Genomic DNA, 15124 nt, shown 5'->3' on the forward strand with positions numbered 1-15124 from the left:
CGGGAAGGCCGGTCAAGCCTGCCTCCCTGTGCGTCCGAACCAGACACAGCGTCTGCGCATGACCGCCTAGCAAGGGCGTTCATCCGGGAAGGGCTGCCTCAGCCGTTGCCGCCGAGCAGCGAGAGCTGACGGACGTTGTCGATGCCGTCGTGATCGGTCAGCGCCGTTGGGTAGTCGCCGGTGAAGCAGGCGTCGCAGAACTGCGGCGCGCGGGCGTTGCGGGCGGGCTCGTCCACCGCGCGGTAAAGTCCGTCAATCGACAGGAAGGCGAGCGAATCGACCTTGATGAAATCGGCCATCTCCTCGACCGACATGCGCGAGGCCAAGAGCTTCGACTTCTCCGGCGTGTCGACACCGTAATAGCAGCTGGAGCGCGTCGGCGGGCTGGCGATGCGCATGTGCACCTCACTGGCACCGGCATCGCGCACCATCTGCACGATCTTCTGCGAGGTCGTGCCGCGGACGATGGAATCGTCGACGAGGATGACGCGCTTGCCCTCGATCATCGCCCGGTTGGCATTGTGCTTCAGCTTGACGCCCATGTGGCGGATGGCGTCCGTCGGCTGGATGAAGGTCCGGCCGACATAGTGGTTGCGGATGATCCCGAGCTCGAAGGGGATCCCGGTTTCCTGCGCATAGCCGATCGCCGCCGGCACGCCCGAATCCGGCACCGGCACGATCAGGTCGACCTCGGCATGGCTTTCGCGGGCGAGCTCTGCGCCGATGCGCTTGCGGATGTCGTAAACGTTGCGGCCCTCGATGTTGGAATCGGGGCGGGCGAAATAGACGTATTCGAAAATGCAGAAGCGCGGACGGCGGGCCTGGAAGGGGAAGATGCTCTCGATCCCGTCCTCGGTGATGATTACCATCTCGCCCGGCGCGATGTCGCGCACGAAGGTGGCGCCGATGATGTCGAGCGCGCAGGTCTCGGAGGCGAGGATCGGCGAGCCTTCGAGGTCGCCGAGCACCAGCGGTCGAATGCCGAGCGCATCGCGAACGCCGATCATCTTCTTCGGCGACAGGCCGACCAGCGAGAAGGCACCCTCTAGGCGCGACAGCGCATCGATCAGCTTGTCGGTGAACATCCGGGCCGCGCTGGTGGCGACGAGGTGGAGGATGGTCTCGGTGTCGGAGGTCGAGGAGAAGATCGAACCGCGGCGCTGCAGTTCGCGCTGCACGGTGACGGCATTGGTGATGTTGCCGTTGTGAGCGACGGCGAAGCCGCCGGCGGACAATTCGGCAAAGAACGGCTGGACGTTGCGCAGACCACCGCCGCCCGACGTCGAATAGCGGGTATGGCCAATGGCGCTCTTGCCGGGCAGGCGCTCCATCACCGACTGCTTGGTGAAGGTATCGCCGATGAGACCGGCATGGCGCTCGATGTGGAAGGTCGTCCCGTCATGCGAGACGATGCCCGCCGCTTCCTGTCCACGGTGCTGCAGGGCATGCAAGCCGAGCGTGACGAAGGGCGCCGCGTCCGGGCGGTTGAAGATGCCGAAGACGCCGCACTCTTCGTGCAGGCTGTCGTCGTCCGGATCGCCGAAAGGGGTCTCGTCCATCAGAATTCACCCTTGAAACCGGATCACGCCGGCCTGCCGCTGTCGCGACAGCCCTCTCGGAACCGTCGCGGTCTTCCAAGAATAAACAGAGCCGCGACCGCGAAACTCTGCCACGTCCGGCGCCAGGACACTGTCCCATGAACGCCATATAGGATGCACGCCGTGCTTTCGCGATGCAAAAACACCATTCACTGCAGAAATGCCAGAAGCCCGGGCTCGAAACGTCGAGCCCGGGCTTCTGTGTTTTCACCCGCTTAGTTGGCCGGCGCGGTGTCTGTCTGGCCCGAAGGCTCGGCGCCTTCGATCGCGCCCTCGATGCTGCTCGGCTCGGCAGGTGCCGCCTCGCCGGGCGTCGCATCGCCCGACGGCGCGACCGGCGGCTCCAGCTTGTCGCGCAGTTCCTGAGGCAGAAGCTCGGCCGGTTTCTCGGGAACGGCGGCGATGAGGCGGGCGCCGAGATCGTCGAGATAGGGCTTTGACTTGGCGTTGGTGATCCAGGTCGGCTGGGTGTCGGCCGGGCTCAACCAGTTGAAAAAGAGCATCGCGACGACAACGAGCAGCAGGCCGCGGGCCGCTCCGAAGATAAAGCCAAGCGCCCGATCGAGCGCGCCTATGCGGCTGTCGATGATAAAGTCGGCAATGCGCAAGGTGATGAAGGAAACGATGATCAGCGTGATCACGAAGATGCCAAGGGCCGCGGCAACCATCGCGATCTTTTCCGAGGTCACGTATTCCTGCACGTAGGGCGTCAGCGGCTGGTAGAAGAAGAAGGCTGCAGCCGCGGCCGCGAGCCACGAGACGACCGACAGCACCTCGCGCGAAAATCCCCGCACCATGGCGAGCAGCGCCGAGATGAGCATGATCCCGACCAGGATCGCGTCGAGCATCGTGATAGTCATGGCGATTTAACCCTGTCGTCCCTTCCGGAGGTGTTTCCAGACTTCCATCCTTCGACGGAGAATCTGTGGCGCCTTCCGGGTCAATTCGCTGCTATCGCGCATCGCATCCGATTCGGCAAACGCCGCCCCGGTCATCCTTCATCGCTCTCCGCCAGCGCGCCCCCGGCAACCCGGGCGACGAGATGCGGCAGGGACTCGATGTCGTGTGTCGCCACATCCCGGCCTTTCGGCAGATCGGCGCTAAGAGAGGGCAGGACCGCCTGGCTGAAACCAAGCTTTTCCGCCTCCTTCAGCCGTTGCGCGGAGTGTGCGACCGGCCGCACAGCTCCCGACAGGCTGATCTCGCCGAAATAGACGCAATCGGCGGGCAGGGCAAGTCCGGACAGGGAGGAGACGAGGGCCGCCGCGACCGCAAGATCGGCCGCCGGCTCACTGATTCGAAAGCCGCCGGCGACGTTGAGGTAGACGTCGTGCTGGCCGAGACGGACGCCGCAATGCGCCTCGAGCACCGCCAGCACCATCGCGAGCCGCGGCTGGTCCCAGCCGACCACGGCCCGGCGCGGCGTGCCGAGGGCGGAGGGGGCGACCAGCGCCTGGATCTCGACCAGCACCGGACGCGTACCTTCGATGCCGGCAAAGACCGCGGCACCCGGCGCCTTGGCGTTTCGTTCGCCGAGAAACAGCTCGGACGGGTTCTGCACCTCGCGCAGGCCGATGTCCGACATCTCGAAGACGCCGATCTCGTCGGTCGGTCCGAAGCGGTTCTTGACCGTGCGCAGGATGCGGAAGTGGTGTCCGCCTTCGCCCTCGAAGTAGAGCACGGCGTCGACCATGTGCTCGACGACGCGCGGCCCGGCGATCTGGCCGTCCTTGGTGACGTGGCCGACGAGGATCACCGCCGCGCCGCTTGATTTCGCGTATTTCACCAGCGCCTGCACGCCGGTGCGGACCTGCGTCACCGTGCCGGGCGCTGATTCCGCCATGTCGGACCAGAGCGTCTGGATGGAATCGATGATCACGAGGTCCGGCCGCTTGTCGTCGGCGAGCGTCGCGAGGATGTCTTCGACATTGGTCTCGGCCATCAGCAGCACGTCGGTGTCGGCCGCCTTGAGGCGCTGGGCCCGCAGGCGGACTTGCGCGACGGCCTCCTCGCCGGAGACGTAGACGACGCGGTGTCCACCGCGGGCAAGGCCCGCCGCGGCTTGCATCAGGAGGGTCGACTTGCCGATGCCGGGATCGCCGCCGATGAGGATCGCCGAGCCGCGCACGATGCCGCCGCCGCAGGCCCGGTCGAACTCGTCGATGCCGGTGGAGATGCGCGGCGCTTCCTCCATTTCGCCCGAGAGCGGGAGGAGGGCGGCGACGCGCCCGCGCCGGGCGCCACCGCGGGCAGGACCGCCGCCGATGCCGCCGGCGACATTCTCCTCGACGATGGTGTTCCACTCGCCGCAGGCCTCGCACTTGCCTTGCCAGCGCGTGGTGACGCTGCCGCAGTTCTGGCAGATGAAGGAGAGTTTCGGCTTGGCCATGCGGACTTCCGGTGGAGGGATTTACCGCACTATGCGACGAGAACAAACCGGAAACAAGATGTTTCCGGCATGTGCACGGGGAGGGTTCCGCTACTCGAAGCGTTCCGGCAGATAGCTCTCGTCGGCGAGATCAGTGAAGCGGGTGAACTCGGCCTGGAAGGCGAGGGGGACGGTGCCGGTCGGGCCGTGGCGCTGCTTGGCGATGATCACCTCGGCCTTGCCGCTGGCTTCGCGCATCTCGGCCTCCCAGGTCATGTACTCCGGGGTGCCCATCTTCGGCTCCTTGTTCGAGAGGTAGTATTCCTCCCGGTACACGAACATCACGACGTCGGCGTCCTGCTCGATCGAGCCGGACTCGCGGAGATCGGAGAGCTGCGGATGCTTGTCCTCGCGGTTTTCGACCTGACGCGAGAGCTGCGACAGGCCGATGATCGGCACGTTCAGCTCCTTGGCCAATGCCTTCAGGCCGGTGGTGATCTCGGTCATTTCCTGCACGCGGTTCTGCGAGTTCTTCGACGAGCCCTGCATCAGCTGGAGGTAGTCGATGACCATGACGTCGAGGCCGCGCTGGCGCTTCAACCGCCGCGCCCGGGCCGCGAGCTGGGCGATCGAGATGCCGCCGGTCTGGTCGATGTAGAGCGGCAGGCGCTGCATCGTCTCCGAGCAGGCCATCAGCTTGCCGAGCTCGGTCTCGTTGATCATGCCGCGGCGGATCTTCGAGGATGAGATCTCGGTCTGCTCGGAGATGATACGCGTCGCCAGCTGCTCGGCCGACATTTCGAGGCTGAAGAAGCCGACGACGCCGCCATTCTTGGCCGCGAACGTCCCGTCCGACTGATCCGCCGGCTCGAAGGCGGCCGCGATGTTGAAGGCGATGTTGGTGGCGAGCGACGTCTTGCCCATCGCCGGGCGACCGGCGAGGACGATAAGATCGGAGCGCTGCAGTCCGCCGAGCCGCCGGTCGAGGGCGATGATGCCGGTGGAGACGCCCGATAGGCCGCCATCGCGGTCCTTGGCGGCGGAGGCCATCTCGACGGCGAGCGTCACGGCGTCGGTGAAGGACTGGAAGCCGCCGTCGTAGCGGCCGGTCTCGGCGAGCTCGAACAGCCGCCGCTCGGCGTCCTCGATCTGCGCCTTCGGCTCCATGTCGAGCGGCGCGTCGAAGGCGATGTTGACCATGTCCTCGCCGATGCGGATGAGGTTGCGCCGGAGCGCCAGGTCGTAGATCGCCCGGCCGTAATCGGCGGCGTTGATGATCGTCGTCGCCTCGGCCGCGAGGCGGGCGAGGTACTGGGCGACGGTGATGTCGCCGACCTTGTCGTTTGCCGGCAGGAAGGTCTTGATCGTCACCGGATTGGCGATCTTGCCCATCCGGATCATCTCGGACGTCTTGGTGAAGATTTCGCGGTGCAGCGGCTCGAAGAAATGGTCGGGCTTCAGGAAGTCGTGCACGACGTAGTAGGCGTCGTTGTTGACGAGGATGGCGCCGAGCAAGGCCTGTTCGGCCTCGATGTTGTTCGGGGCCTCGCGGTAGAGGGCTGCCTCTTCTTCGTATTTGCGCGCCGCCTCGGCCATGTCCGTCATCCCTCGCCGGTCGGTGAAGAGACGCTTTTACCTATGGTTGGCCGCCGATGTCACGGCCGAATGCGCCGCGCCGGAACACATCCAAGCTGTGCACAGGCGGGGTGGTGCGGCTGTGGAGAAGCTGTGAAAAGGCTTGACCCCATCCCCGCAGGGAACGGCGCCATTGCCGACACCTGGGCTGGCGGCAGCCTAAACGAAAAAGGCCCCGGACGGATGTCCGGGGCCTTTTCGATTGTTCGGGAAGCGCCGGCTTAGACGGCTTCGTCTTCGGTGGTCTCGTCGGTGGCCTCGGCCTCCTCGTCGAGCTCCTCCTCGTCGTCGAGGCCGTAGATGGCGTCGGCGGTGGTGAGGTTCTCGCCCTTCGACTGGCGCTCGCCCTCTTCATGCGAACGGGCGATGTTGATCTCGACGGCGACTTCGACGTCGGCGTGCAGCTGGATCATCACCTTGTGCAGGCCGATGACCTTGATCGGCGTGTTGAGGAGGATCTGGTTGCGGCCGACGCGGAAGCCGGCTTCCTTCAGCATGTCCGAGACGTCGCGGGCCGAGACCGAGCCGTACATCTGGCCGGTTTCGCCAGCCGAGCGGATGGTGAGGAAGCTCTTGCCCTCGAGCGTGCCGGCGATGTCGCCCGCTTCGCGCTTGCGCTCTTCGTTGCGGGCGATGTGCTCGCTCTTCTGCGACTCGAACTTGGCGCGGTTGGCTTCGTTGGCGCGCAGGGCCTTGCCGGTCGGCAGCAGGAAGTTGCGGGCAAAGCCGTCCTTGACGCGGACGGTGTCGCCCATCTGGCCGAGGCGGGCGATGCGCTCAAGAAGAATAACGTCCATGGAACTGTTCCTTTCGGGTGTTTTGATTGGCAGGCGATTAAGAAAGACGCCGCGGGCCAGCAGGCCTGCATGCCGTTTCGACGAGCCCCAGCACGGTCGCGACCAGCAGGGGAAACGAGAGAAGGATGATCGCCATGTAGGCGGTGAACAGCACGAAGCCGCGATTTCGACTGCCGCGGGTGCGCCGGTGAAGGCTGGCGAGCCCAACCAGCGTGAACGCGGTGCCGAAGCTGCCGGCGACGACCGCAGCCACGATCGCCACGGGCTCCGGCGCAAAGCACGCGGCCATGGCGAGCGCGAAGATGGTCATGGCCGACCGCGGCAGGCCGGCGGTACCGGGGATGTCGTCCTTCGGCCGCGGCAGGCGTCCGGAAAGACGGGTCACCGCGGCGGAAAGGTGCAGGCCGGCCACGAGCACGATCACGAGAATCGCCGGCTGCACGAACGGCATCAGCTTGATGACGAGCTGCGCGAGGACGAGCACCTGCTGCTGCATCGCCGGATCGTTCGACGCATTCATCTGCCCGCCGAGCGCATCGACGAGTTCCGGCCCGAGCGCCGTCGGATTGTAGCCGAACAGCCAGCCGATGAAGACGCAAGCGACGATCGCCGTCAGCGTCAGCGCAAACAGGATGCGGTCGAGCGGATACCAGTCGAGGCCGGGCCGGTCGTTCGCGGGGGCTGGATAGGGGCCGATAGGCGGCGCCTCGTCGGCAGGCCGGGCGAGACCCGCGAGATGGCCGAGGATCGCGGCGGGCAGCGCCATCGAGCCAAGCAGGATCAGGCCGCTGCCATAGGAGCCGGTCACGGCGGCGATGGCGCCGGCGGCGGTGATCGCGGCGAGGAAGCCGATGCGGCTGCCCCAGCCGAGGCTGGCGATGTAGATGGGAATAGGGGTCGCGAGCGACAGGACGATCGCCGTCGTCGACTGAAGAATCAGTCCGGCGAACAGCAAGGCGGCGGCAAAGCCGGCGGCCAGTCCAATGAGGATCGCGGAGGGTTTCATATCGTCGCTGTCCTGCTTGTCGCAGTTAGGGGCGGGAAAGCCGCCCCAGCTTGGCTGGCATTGATCTCACCGGTCGCCGGCGGTGAGAAGGCGGCGCGGGCCTTTCGGTCCGCGCCGCGAATCATTCACACGTCGCGCTTAGCGCAGGACGTAAGGCAGCAGGCCGAGGAAACGGGCGCGCTTGATCGCCTGGGCGAGGGCGCGCTGGTTCTTCTGCGAAACCGCGGTGATGCGGGACGGGACGATCTTTCCGCGCTCGGAAATGTAGCGCTGCAGGAGACGGACGTCCTTGTAGTCGATCTTCGGGCTATCGCTCGCCGCGAACGGATCGGACTTGCGACGGCGGTGGAAGGGCCGACGGACGGTGCTGGAAGAAGTGTCGCTCATGTCGCGTTACTCCCCTTCAGTTGGGCGTGGGCGGCGCGGACGATCGTCGTCCTCGCGGCGCGGGCGGTCGTCACGGTCACGGCGGGGACGCTCGCCACCCGGGCGGTCGTCGCGGTCGCCGCGGCGCGGACGGTCGTCACGCTTCTGCATCATAACCGACTGTGCCTCGTCATGCGCATCGACCTTGATGGTGATGTAGCGCAGGACGTCTTCGTTGATGCGCATCTGGCGCTCCATTTCCTGCACGGCAGGCGACGGGGCATCGATGTTCATCAGGGTGTAGTAGGCCTTCCGGTTCTTCTTGACCCGGTAGGTGAGGGTCTTAAGACCCCAGCTCTCGACCTTGCCGACCTTGCCGCCATTGGCTTCGATCACGCCGCGATACTGCTCGACGAGTTGATCGACCTGCTGGCCGCTAATGTCCTGGCGGGCGAGGAATACGTGCTCGTACAGAGCCATCGTTTCGCCTTTCCACAATGAGTTTTCCATGTCCTTGCCCGACATCAGCGGCTAAGCCTCTGCGACTCTCCTGGAGATCCTGGGGATCGATGGAAAGGCGTGTCTTGCGGGACGGTCGAGAGCGGGGACACGGGAAGCGGACAACCTGTCCTCATGCCGGCAAGCCAGCACCTTCCGTTCAGCCCCCGGCTTGAAACCGGGCATTGACGAGGCGGCTAGTAGCGGAATGTTGCGATAACCGCAACAGTCAGCGCATCACCTCATCGGGAAACGCCGCCGCCACAAGGGAAAGAGGATGCTGCCAAGGGTTGGAGGAGGCGGGCGCGGCGATGCGATATTCGCACGATCGACACTAATCCGGACATGGACGGGACATGTCTGAGTAGCCTGAGCCTAACCCGCTCGCCTTGACACATTGCGCCGCTTTCGCCTTCAACACCCCCGACAAACCATAACCCTTGGGAGCCACCATGACACTTGCACTGATCTTCCCGGGCCAGGGCAGCCAGACCGTCGGCATGGGGCGCGCCGTCTTCGATGCCTTTCCCGAAAGCCGCGCTGTGTTCGAGGAGGTCGACGCGGCGCTAGGGGAAAAGCTGTCGTCGGTGATCTTCGATGGCCCTGAGTCCGAGTTGACGCTGACCGCCAACGCCCAGCCGGCGCTGATGGCGGTCTCGCTCGCGGTGCTGAGGGCGATGGAATCGCGTGGCTTCGACCTCAAGGCCTCTGCCACCTTCGTCGCCGGCCATTCGCTCGGCGAGTATTCGGCGCTTGCGGCTGCCGGTGCCCTGTCGATCGGCGAGACGGCGAAGCTCCTGCGCATCCGCGGCGAGGCGATGCAGCGGGCGGTGCCGGCGGGCGAGGGCGCCATGGCGGCGATCCTCGGGCTCGACCATGCCGGCGTTGCCGAGGTCTGCGCGGCTGCCACGGCGCCGGGTGAACCGTGCGAGCTCGCCAACGACAATGGCGGCGGCCAGATTGTCATCTCCGGCGCTGCCGCGGCGGTGACGCGGGCGATGGCGTTGGCACTGGAGAAGGGTGCCAAGCGCGCCATTCCGCTGCCGGTGTCCGCTCCCTTCCACTGCAGCCTGATGCAGCCGGCCGCCGAGCGCATGCGCGAAGCGCTCGACGCCGCCGACATGCGCCGCCCGGTCGTGCCCGTCGTCGCCAACGTGCTGGCCCGGCCGGTGGACGAGCCCGCCGAGATCAAGCAACTTCTGGTCCAGCAGGTGACCGGCCAAGTGCGCTGGCGCGAGAGCGTCGAGTTCATGATCAGTGCCGGTATCGACAGCTTTCTCGAAGTCGGCAGCGGCAAGGTGCTGGCAGGGCTCGTCAAGCGTATCGACAAGACGGCGAAGACGCAGAGCCTCGGCACGCCCGCCGATATCGATGCGCTGCAGGCCTGATCATCCCTATCGATCGCCGCGCCCAAGGGCCGGCCCCGCAAACTGAGGTAGAGACCATGTTCGATCTGACCGGCCGCAAGGCCCTCGTCACCGGTGCCAGCGGCGGCATCGGCGAAGCCATTGCCCGGGTGCTGCACGGCGCCGGCGCCGTCGTCGGCCTGCACGGCACCCGCCGGGAGAAGCTCGACGAGGTCGCGGCCTCCCTCGGCGACCGCGTCCACGTCTTTCCCGCCGACCTCGGCGACCGTGACGCCCAGAAGGCGCTAGCCGAGACTGTGGATGCCGCCATGGAAGGCGTCGACATCCTCGTCAACAATGCCGGCATCACCAAGGACGGCCTGTTCGTGCGCATGTCGGACGAGGACTGGGACAGGGTGATCGAGGTCGATCTCACCGCCGCCTTCCGCCTGACCCGCGGCCTGACGCACCAGATGATGCGCCGGAGGTTCGGCCGGATCGTCAACATTACCTCGATCGTCGGCGTCACCGGTAATCCCGGCCAGGCCAATTACTGCGCGGCGAAGGCTGGCATGATCGGCTTTTCAAAGTCGCTGGCGCAGGAAATCGCCTCGCGCAACGTGACCGTCAACTGTATCGCGCCGGGCTTCATCCAGAGCGCCATGACCGACAAGCTGAACGACAAGCAGAAGGAAGGCATCCTCGGCGCCATCCCGATGAAGCGCATCGGCAATGCCGACGAGATCGCCGTGGCGGCGCTTTTTCTGGCTTCGAACGAAGCCAGCTACGTCACGGGGCAGACGATCCACGTCAACGGCGGCATGGCGATGATCTGAGTCATAAAGCCGGGCATTGCCGCGGGCGCAGGGGTTCTGCGGCTTGGCCCTTGGCAATCTCCGTGCTAAGCGCACCCGACCGCACCAGTCGAGTCCGTCGAAGGCCCGGCAGACACAAGAAGTATGATGGTGCAAAAGCTTGATTCACCGGCCTTGCGCGTCTAACGAAAACGACGAAGCAAATATCAACAGAGGAATAAATATGAGCGATACCGCTGAACGGGTGAAGAAGATCGTCGTCGAACATCTCGGCGTCGAGGCTGAAAAGGTCACCGACAATGCGAGCTTCATCGACGACCTGGGCGCGGACAGCCTCGACACCGTCGAACTCGTGATGGCCTTCGAGGAAGAATTCGGCGTCGAGATCCCGGACGATGCGGCCGAGACGATCCTGACCGTCGGCGACGCGGTCAAGTTCATCGAGAAGAATCAGTCCTGATCCCGGCGGCGGATCTCCGCCCCGGAAAATGAGTGTTGTATGAGACGAGTGGTCATCACTGGCGTCGGAATGATCAGTCCCCTGGGGACCGGCGCTGGCGTAACCTGGAAGCGTTTGCTGAACGGCGATAGCGCCGCTCGGCCGGTCGACAGTTTCGAGACATCGGATCTGCCGTGCCGAATCGCGTGTCAAATCCCCCGCGGGGATGGGACGGACGGAAGCTTCGATCCCGATCAGTGGATGGAGCCGAAGGAACAGCGCAAGGTCGACGACTTCATCATCTATGCGGTGGCCGCTGCAGCAGAAGCACTCGACGATGCCAACTGGCATCCCGAATCCTACGAAGATCAGATCGCCTCCGGCGTTCTGATCGGCTCGGGCATCGGGGGCCTCCAGGCGATCGAGCGGATGTCGCTGACCCTCGATGAGAAGGGCCCGCGCCGCGTCAGCCCGTTCTTCATTCCGGGCAGCCTGATCAACCTGGCCTCCGGCCAGGTCTCGATCCGCAACGGGCTGAAAGGCCCGAACTCCTCGATCGTCACCGCCTGCTCGACGGGCGCGCATGCCATCGGCGACGCCGGTCGGCTGATCGCGCTCGGCGATGCCGACGTCATGGTGGCCGGCGGCACCGAGTCGCCGGTCTCGCGGCTGTCGCTGGCGGGCTTTGCCGCCTGCAAGGCGCTGTCGACGAACTTCAACGATGACCCTACCCGGGCCTCGCGGCCCTATGACCGCGACCGCGACGGCTTCGTCATGGGCGAGGGTGCCGGCATCGTGGTGCTCGAAGAACTCGAGCATGCGAAAGCCCGTGGCGCGAAGATCTATGCAGAGCTCGTCGGCTACGGCATGTCGGGCGATGCCTATCACATCACCGCACCCGCACCGGACGGCGACGGTGCCTACCGCTGCATGTCCTCCGCGATGAAGCGGGCGGGGATCCAGGCGTCCGATATCGACTACATCAACGCGCACGGCACCTCGACGCCGATGGGCGACGAGATCGAGTTGCGCGCCATCGAACGTCTCCTCGGGGATGCCGCAGAGGGCGTCTTGATGTCGTCCACCAAGTCGGCGATCGGCCACCTGCTCGGGGCAGCCGGTTCGGTCGAGGCGATCTTCTGCGTGCTGGCTATTCGCGACAATGTCGCGCCGCCGACGCTGAACCTCGAGAACCCGTCGGTCGAGACGAAAATCGATCTCGTTCCGCTGGTAAAGCGCGAGAAGCAGATCGATGTGGCGCTGTCGAATTCCTTCGGTTTCGGCGGCACGAACGCCTCGCTGGTGTTCCGCCGTCTGGTCGACTGACCACCCGTCTTTCGCCACATTCGGGTGGTGCTACCATCGTTTGTCGACCGATCCTCGAAGGGTGATTTCATGACCGACGACATGCGCGGCGGCGACGACCGGAAGATCGTTCCAAGGTCGGCGTCCGAAGCTCTGCGACCCAAGGCCGCCCCGACGCCGCCGCGGCGCTCGCGCGGTGCCCGCAACCAGGTCGTCGTCTTCTTCAACCTCGTTTTCTCCGCCGCGCTGTTTGTCGCCGTGGTCGCCGTCGGCATCGTCGCCTGGGGCAAGTCGGAATTCGATGGCGCCGGTCCGCTGACGGCGCAGGCGACCTATGTGGTGCCGAGGAATTCGAGCCTTGAGAGCATCGCCAACGGCCTCGAGCGCGGCGGCATCATCACCAATGCATCGATCTTCGAGTACGGCGTGCGCCTGTCCGGCGTCGCAGGTGAACTGAAGGCCGGCGAATACGGCTTCTCACCGGCCGCCAGCATGCGCGAGATCATGGATAAGATCCGTAGCGGCGAGTCGGTGCTGCACTCCGTGACCATCCCCGAAGGCTGGACCGTCAAGCAGATCTTCGACCGGGTGGCGCAGGAAGACGTGCTGACTGGCAACATGCCGCCGATGCCGGCCGAGGGCTCGCTCCGTCCCGACACCTACCGCGTTCAGCGGGGAATGACCCGGGCCGAAGTCATCAACAAGATGCAGGCCGCGCAGACCGCCCTGGTCCAAGAAGTCTGGGACCGCCGCGACAAGGACGTCACCGAGGTCAAGGACATCAAGGAGTTCGTGACGCTCGCCTCGATCGTCGAGAAGGAAACCGGCCGCGCCGACGAGCGCTCGCGCGTCGCTTCCGTGTTCCTCAACAGGCTTCGGCTGGGCATGCGCCTCCAGTCCGATCCGACCATCATCTACGGGATCTGGGGCGGTTCCGGAAAGCCGGCGAACGAGCCGATCCGCCAGTCGCACATCAAGAGCGACACGCCCTACAACACCTATGTGATCAAGGGCCTGCCGCCAAGCCCGATCGCGAACCCCGGCCGGGCGGCGCTGGAGGCGGTGGCCAATCCCTCGTCGACGAAGGACGTCTACTTCGTGGCGGACGGCACGGGCGGCCACGTCTTCGCGTCGTCGCTCGAGGAGCACAACGCCAATGTCCGGCGGTACCGCGAGATCGAGCGGGCGCAGAACGCCGCCGCCGCCGCGGGTGACGCCAATCCCGCCGACCCGATCGTCGCGCAATAGGGCGCTGGGCGAGTGCGCATCTCTGCCGAGCCCGCCTGTAGCCATTAGATCTGAAACGACGGAGAACGGCATGCCCGTTGCCAGCATGACGGGTTTTGCCCGGACCGAGGGCGTTTTCGACGATACCGACTTCGTCTGGGAACTGCGCTCGGTCAATGGCAAGGGGCTCGAGCTTCGCCTTCGCCTGCCGCAGGCGCTCGACGGCATCGAGAGCGACATCCGCAAGGCGAGCGGCGCCCGACTGACGCGCGGCAACGTCCAGATCTCGCTGAGCCTTCGCAAGACAGACGACGCGCCGGTGTTCCGCGTCAATGAGGCAATGCTCGAGCAGGTGCTGGTGCTGACGGAACGGCTGATCGCCGGCGGACATGCCGTTACGCCGACCGCAGACGGGCTCCTGGCGATCAAGGGCATCATTGACGTCGCCGAGACCGTCGCCGATCCCGAACGCGACGCTGCCCGCCGTGCTGCCGTGCTGGAAGGCTTCACCCTTGCGCTCGACAGGCTCGTTGCCGCCCGTGAGGACGAGGGCGCCTTACTGCGGGGCCTTCTCGACCAGCGGCTCGACGAGATGCTCGTGCTCGTGGCTGTCGCCGAGCGCGACCCCGCCCGCAGCGTCGAGGCGATCCGCCGCCGGCTTGCTGGTCAGGTCGAGCTGCTGATCGGTACCGGCGCCGGGCTGGACGCCGCGCGGCTGCACCAGGAGGTGGCGATCATTGCCACCAAGGCCGATATCCGCGAGGAACTCGACCGCCTCGCCGCCCATATCGATGCCGCCCGCAGCCTGCTCGCGGCGGGTGGCCCGGTCGGTCGCCGGCTGGACTTCCTTTCTCAGGAATTTAACCGCGAATCGAATACGCTGTGCTCGAAATCAAACGCGACCTCGCTCACCGCCATCGGGCTGGAGCTCAAAGTGGTCATCGACCAATTCCGCGAACAGGTACAGAATATCGAATGACCGACACCGCCTCCACCGTGCCCCCGGAAATCAAGCGCCGCGGCCTGATGCTCGTCCTGTCCTCGCCCTCGGGCGCGGGCAAGTCGACGATCGCGCACAACCTCCTCGAAGGCGATCCGCGCTTCTCGCTGTCGGTCAGCGTCACCACGCGCCAGCGCCGCGGCAGCGAGATCGAGGGCCGCCACTACCATTTCATCAAGCCCGATGAGTTCGAGCGCCTGCGCCACGGCGACGCGCTGCTGGAATGGGCCGAGGTGCACGGCAATTTCTACGGCACCCCGCGCGAGCCGGCAGAGAAGGCGATGCAGGAAGGGCGCGACATGCTCTTCGACATCGACTGGCAAGGCGCCAAGCAGCTGCAGGAACAGGCGCGTGCCGACATCGTCTCGATCTTCATCCTGCCGCCCTCGATGGCTGAACTGAAGAGCCGCCTGTTCCGTCGCAACGAGGACTCCAGCGACACCATCGCCATGCGGCTGAAGAATGCCCGTGTCGAGATCGAGCGCTGGCGCGACTACGACTATGTCGTCGTCAACCACGATCTGAACCAGGCCTTTGGCGAAGTGAAGGCGATCGTCGAGGCCGAGCGCCTGCGCCGCGACCGGCGTCCGGGCCTGTTCGACTTCACGGCCACGCTGCTGGGCGAAGAGCCGGCCTGAGGGCGGTCCGCTGCATCGATTCTAACGGGACGTTAGCGCCTTCTGCGATCGCCGGGCACCGTCCGCGCGGCGGCCGCCTGACCGGC

General features: G+C 65.7%; 15 protein-coding genes. 7 read left to right on the top strand and 8 right to left on the bottom strand.

Features of this window, described 5'->3' with window-relative positions:
* Nucleotides 1-98: 98 nt before the first annotated feature.
* From purF to rpsF, 8 genes are all read right to left on the bottom strand, one after another.
* On the bottom strand, nt 99-1559 hold the full coding sequence (purF, locus tag ACZLZY_RS01305; protein ID WP_472931601.1) for an amidophosphoribosyltransferase: 1461 nt from the start codon (nt 1557-1559) through the stop codon (nt 99-101).
* Between the two features lie 254 nt (nt 1560-1813).
* Nucleotides 1814-2458 (bottom strand): CvpA family protein, encoded by a 645-nt coding sequence (locus ACZLZY_RS01310; protein ID WP_472931602.1) that lies wholly within the window; start codon nt 2456-2458, stop codon nt 1814-1816.
* A 131-nt stretch (nt 2459-2589) separates the two neighbouring features.
* On the bottom strand, nt 2590-3987 hold the full coding sequence (gene radA / locus ACZLZY_RS01315; protein WP_472931603.1) for a DNA repair protein RadA: 1398 nt from the start codon (nt 3985-3987) through the stop codon (nt 2590-2592).
* Nucleotides 3988-4077: 90 nt separating this feature from the next.
* Nucleotides 4078-5562 carry a replicative DNA helicase gene (locus tag ACZLZY_RS01320; RefSeq protein ID WP_472931604.1) on the bottom strand — a complete coding sequence of 495 codons (1485 nt, stop codon included), beginning with the start codon at nt 5560-5562 and terminating at the stop codon, nt 4078-4080.
* Nucleotides 5563-5822: 260 nt separating this feature from the next.
* Nucleotides 5823-6398 carry a 50S ribosomal protein L9 gene (gene rplI / locus ACZLZY_RS01325; protein WP_472931605.1) on the bottom strand — a complete coding sequence of 192 codons (576 nt, stop codon included), beginning with the start codon at nt 6396-6398 and terminating at the stop codon, nt 5823-5825.
* 37 nt (nt 6399-6435) lie between these two features.
* Complete coding sequence (locus ACZLZY_RS01330; protein ID WP_472931606.1) at nt 6436-7404, bottom strand: hypothetical protein; 969 nt, start codon at nt 7402-7404, stop codon at nt 6436-6438.
* Between the two features lie 138 nt (nt 7405-7542).
* The gene (rpsR, locus tag ACZLZY_RS01335; RefSeq protein WP_472931607.1) at nt 7543-7791 is read right to left on the bottom strand and encodes a 30S ribosomal protein S18; all 249 of its coding nucleotides are present in this window, start codon (nt 7789-7791) and stop codon (nt 7543-7545) included.
* A gap of 6 nt (nt 7792-7797) precedes the next feature.
* On the bottom strand, nt 7798-8250 hold the full coding sequence (rpsF, locus tag ACZLZY_RS01340) for a 30S ribosomal protein S6 (RefSeq protein ID WP_472931942.1): 453 nt from the start codon (nt 8248-8250) through the stop codon (nt 7798-7800).
* A 470-nt stretch (nt 8251-8720) separates the two neighbouring features.
* On the opposite strand from rpsF, the gene fabD reads away from it, so the two are divergent.
* From fabD to gmk, 7 genes are all read left to right on the top strand, one after another.
* On the top strand, nt 8721-9656 hold the full coding sequence (gene fabD / locus ACZLZY_RS01345; protein ID WP_472931608.1) for an ACP S-malonyltransferase: 936 nt from the start codon (nt 8721-8723) through the stop codon (nt 9654-9656).
* A 56-nt stretch (nt 9657-9712) separates the two neighbouring features.
* Nucleotides 9713-10450 (top strand): 3-oxoacyl-[acyl-carrier-protein] reductase, encoded by a 738-nt coding sequence (gene fabG / locus ACZLZY_RS01350; protein ID WP_472931609.1) that lies wholly within the window; start codon nt 9713-9715, stop codon nt 10448-10450.
* Nucleotides 10451-10652: 202 nt separating this feature from the next.
* A complete protein-coding gene (locus ACZLZY_RS01355; RefSeq protein WP_472931610.1) occupies nt 10653-10889 on the top strand; it encodes an acyl carrier protein in 237 nt (78 codons plus the stop codon).
* A gap of 39 nt (nt 10890-10928) precedes the next feature.
* Nucleotides 10929-12194, top strand: coding sequence for a beta-ketoacyl-ACP synthase II (fabF, locus tag ACZLZY_RS01360; RefSeq protein ID WP_472931611.1), 1266 nt, complete (start codon nt 10929-10931; stop codon nt 12192-12194).
* Between the two features lie 69 nt (nt 12195-12263).
* Nucleotides 12264-13421 carry an endolytic transglycosylase MltG gene (mltG, locus tag ACZLZY_RS01365; protein WP_472931612.1) on the top strand — a complete coding sequence of 386 codons (1158 nt, stop codon included), beginning with the start codon at nt 12264-12266 and terminating at the stop codon, nt 13419-13421.
* A gap of 70 nt (nt 13422-13491) precedes the next feature.
* Nucleotides 13492-14379: a YicC/YloC family endoribonuclease gene (locus ACZLZY_RS01370; RefSeq protein WP_472931613.1), complete on the top strand. Its 888-nt coding sequence runs from the start codon at nt 13492-13494 to the stop codon at nt 14377-14379.
* The gene (gene gmk / locus ACZLZY_RS01375; protein WP_472931614.1) at nt 14376-15038 is read left to right on the top strand and encodes a guanylate kinase; all 663 of its coding nucleotides are present in this window, start codon (nt 14376-14378) and stop codon (nt 15036-15038) included. Before ACZLZY_RS01370 ends, gmk begins: the two co-directional genes overlap by 4 nt.
* The last annotated feature ends 86 nt before the right edge of the window (nt 15039-15124 follow it).

Source organism: Mesocryomonas lacus (genome assembly GCF_055730135.2).

Bases quoted from the DNA above. Each gene is read 5' to 3' on its own strand.
- fabG (WP_472931609.1), top strand. From the start codon at position 9,713: ATGTTCGATCTGACCGGCCGCAAGGCCCTCGTCACCGGTGCCAGCGGC.
- rpsF (WP_472931942.1), bottom strand. From the start codon at position 8,250: ATGGCTCTGTACGAGCACGTATTCCTCGCCCGCCAGGACATTAGCGGC.
- ACZLZY_RS01320 (WP_472931604.1), bottom strand. From the start codon at position 5,562: ATGGCCGAGGCGGCGCGCAAATACGAAGAAGAGGCAGCCCTCTACCGC.
- rplI (WP_472931605.1), bottom strand. From the start codon at position 6,398: ATGGACGTTATTCTTCTTGAGCGCATCGCCCGCCTCGGCCAGATGGGC.
- ACZLZY_RS01310 (WP_472931602.1), bottom strand. From the start codon at position 2,458: ATGACTATCACGATGCTCGACGCGATCCTGGTCGGGATCATGCTCATC.
- fabF (WP_472931611.1), top strand. From the start codon at position 10,929: ATGAGACGAGTGGTCATCACTGGCGTCGGAATGATCAGTCCCCTGGGG.
- rpsR (WP_472931607.1), bottom strand. From the start codon at position 7,791: ATGAGCGACACTTCTTCCAGCACCGTCCGTCGGCCCTTCCACCGCCGT.
- radA (WP_472931603.1), bottom strand. From the start codon at position 3,987: ATGGCCAAGCCGAAACTCTCCTTCATCTGCCAGAACTGCGGCAGCGTC.
- purF (WP_472931601.1), bottom strand. From the start codon at position 1,559: ATGGACGAGACCCCTTTCGGCGATCCGGACGACGACAGCCTGCACGAA.
- ACZLZY_RS01370 (WP_472931613.1), top strand. From the start codon at position 13,492: ATGCCCGTTGCCAGCATGACGGGTTTTGCCCGGACCGAGGGCGTTTTC.
- ACZLZY_RS01355 (WP_472931610.1), top strand. From the start codon at position 10,653: ATGAGCGATACCGCTGAACGGGTGAAGAAGATCGTCGTCGAACATCTC.
- ACZLZY_RS01330 (WP_472931606.1), bottom strand. From the start codon at position 7,404: ATGAAACCCTCCGCGATCCTCATTGGACTGGCCGCCGGCTTTGCCGCC.
- mltG (WP_472931612.1), top strand. From the start codon at position 12,264: ATGACCGACGACATGCGCGGCGGCGACGACCGGAAGATCGTTCCAAGG.
- gmk (WP_472931614.1), top strand. From the start codon at position 14,376: ATGACCGACACCGCCTCCACCGTGCCCCCGGAAATCAAGCGCCGCGGC.
- fabD (WP_472931608.1), top strand. From the start codon at position 8,721: ATGACACTTGCACTGATCTTCCCGGGCCAGGGCAGCCAGACCGTCGGC.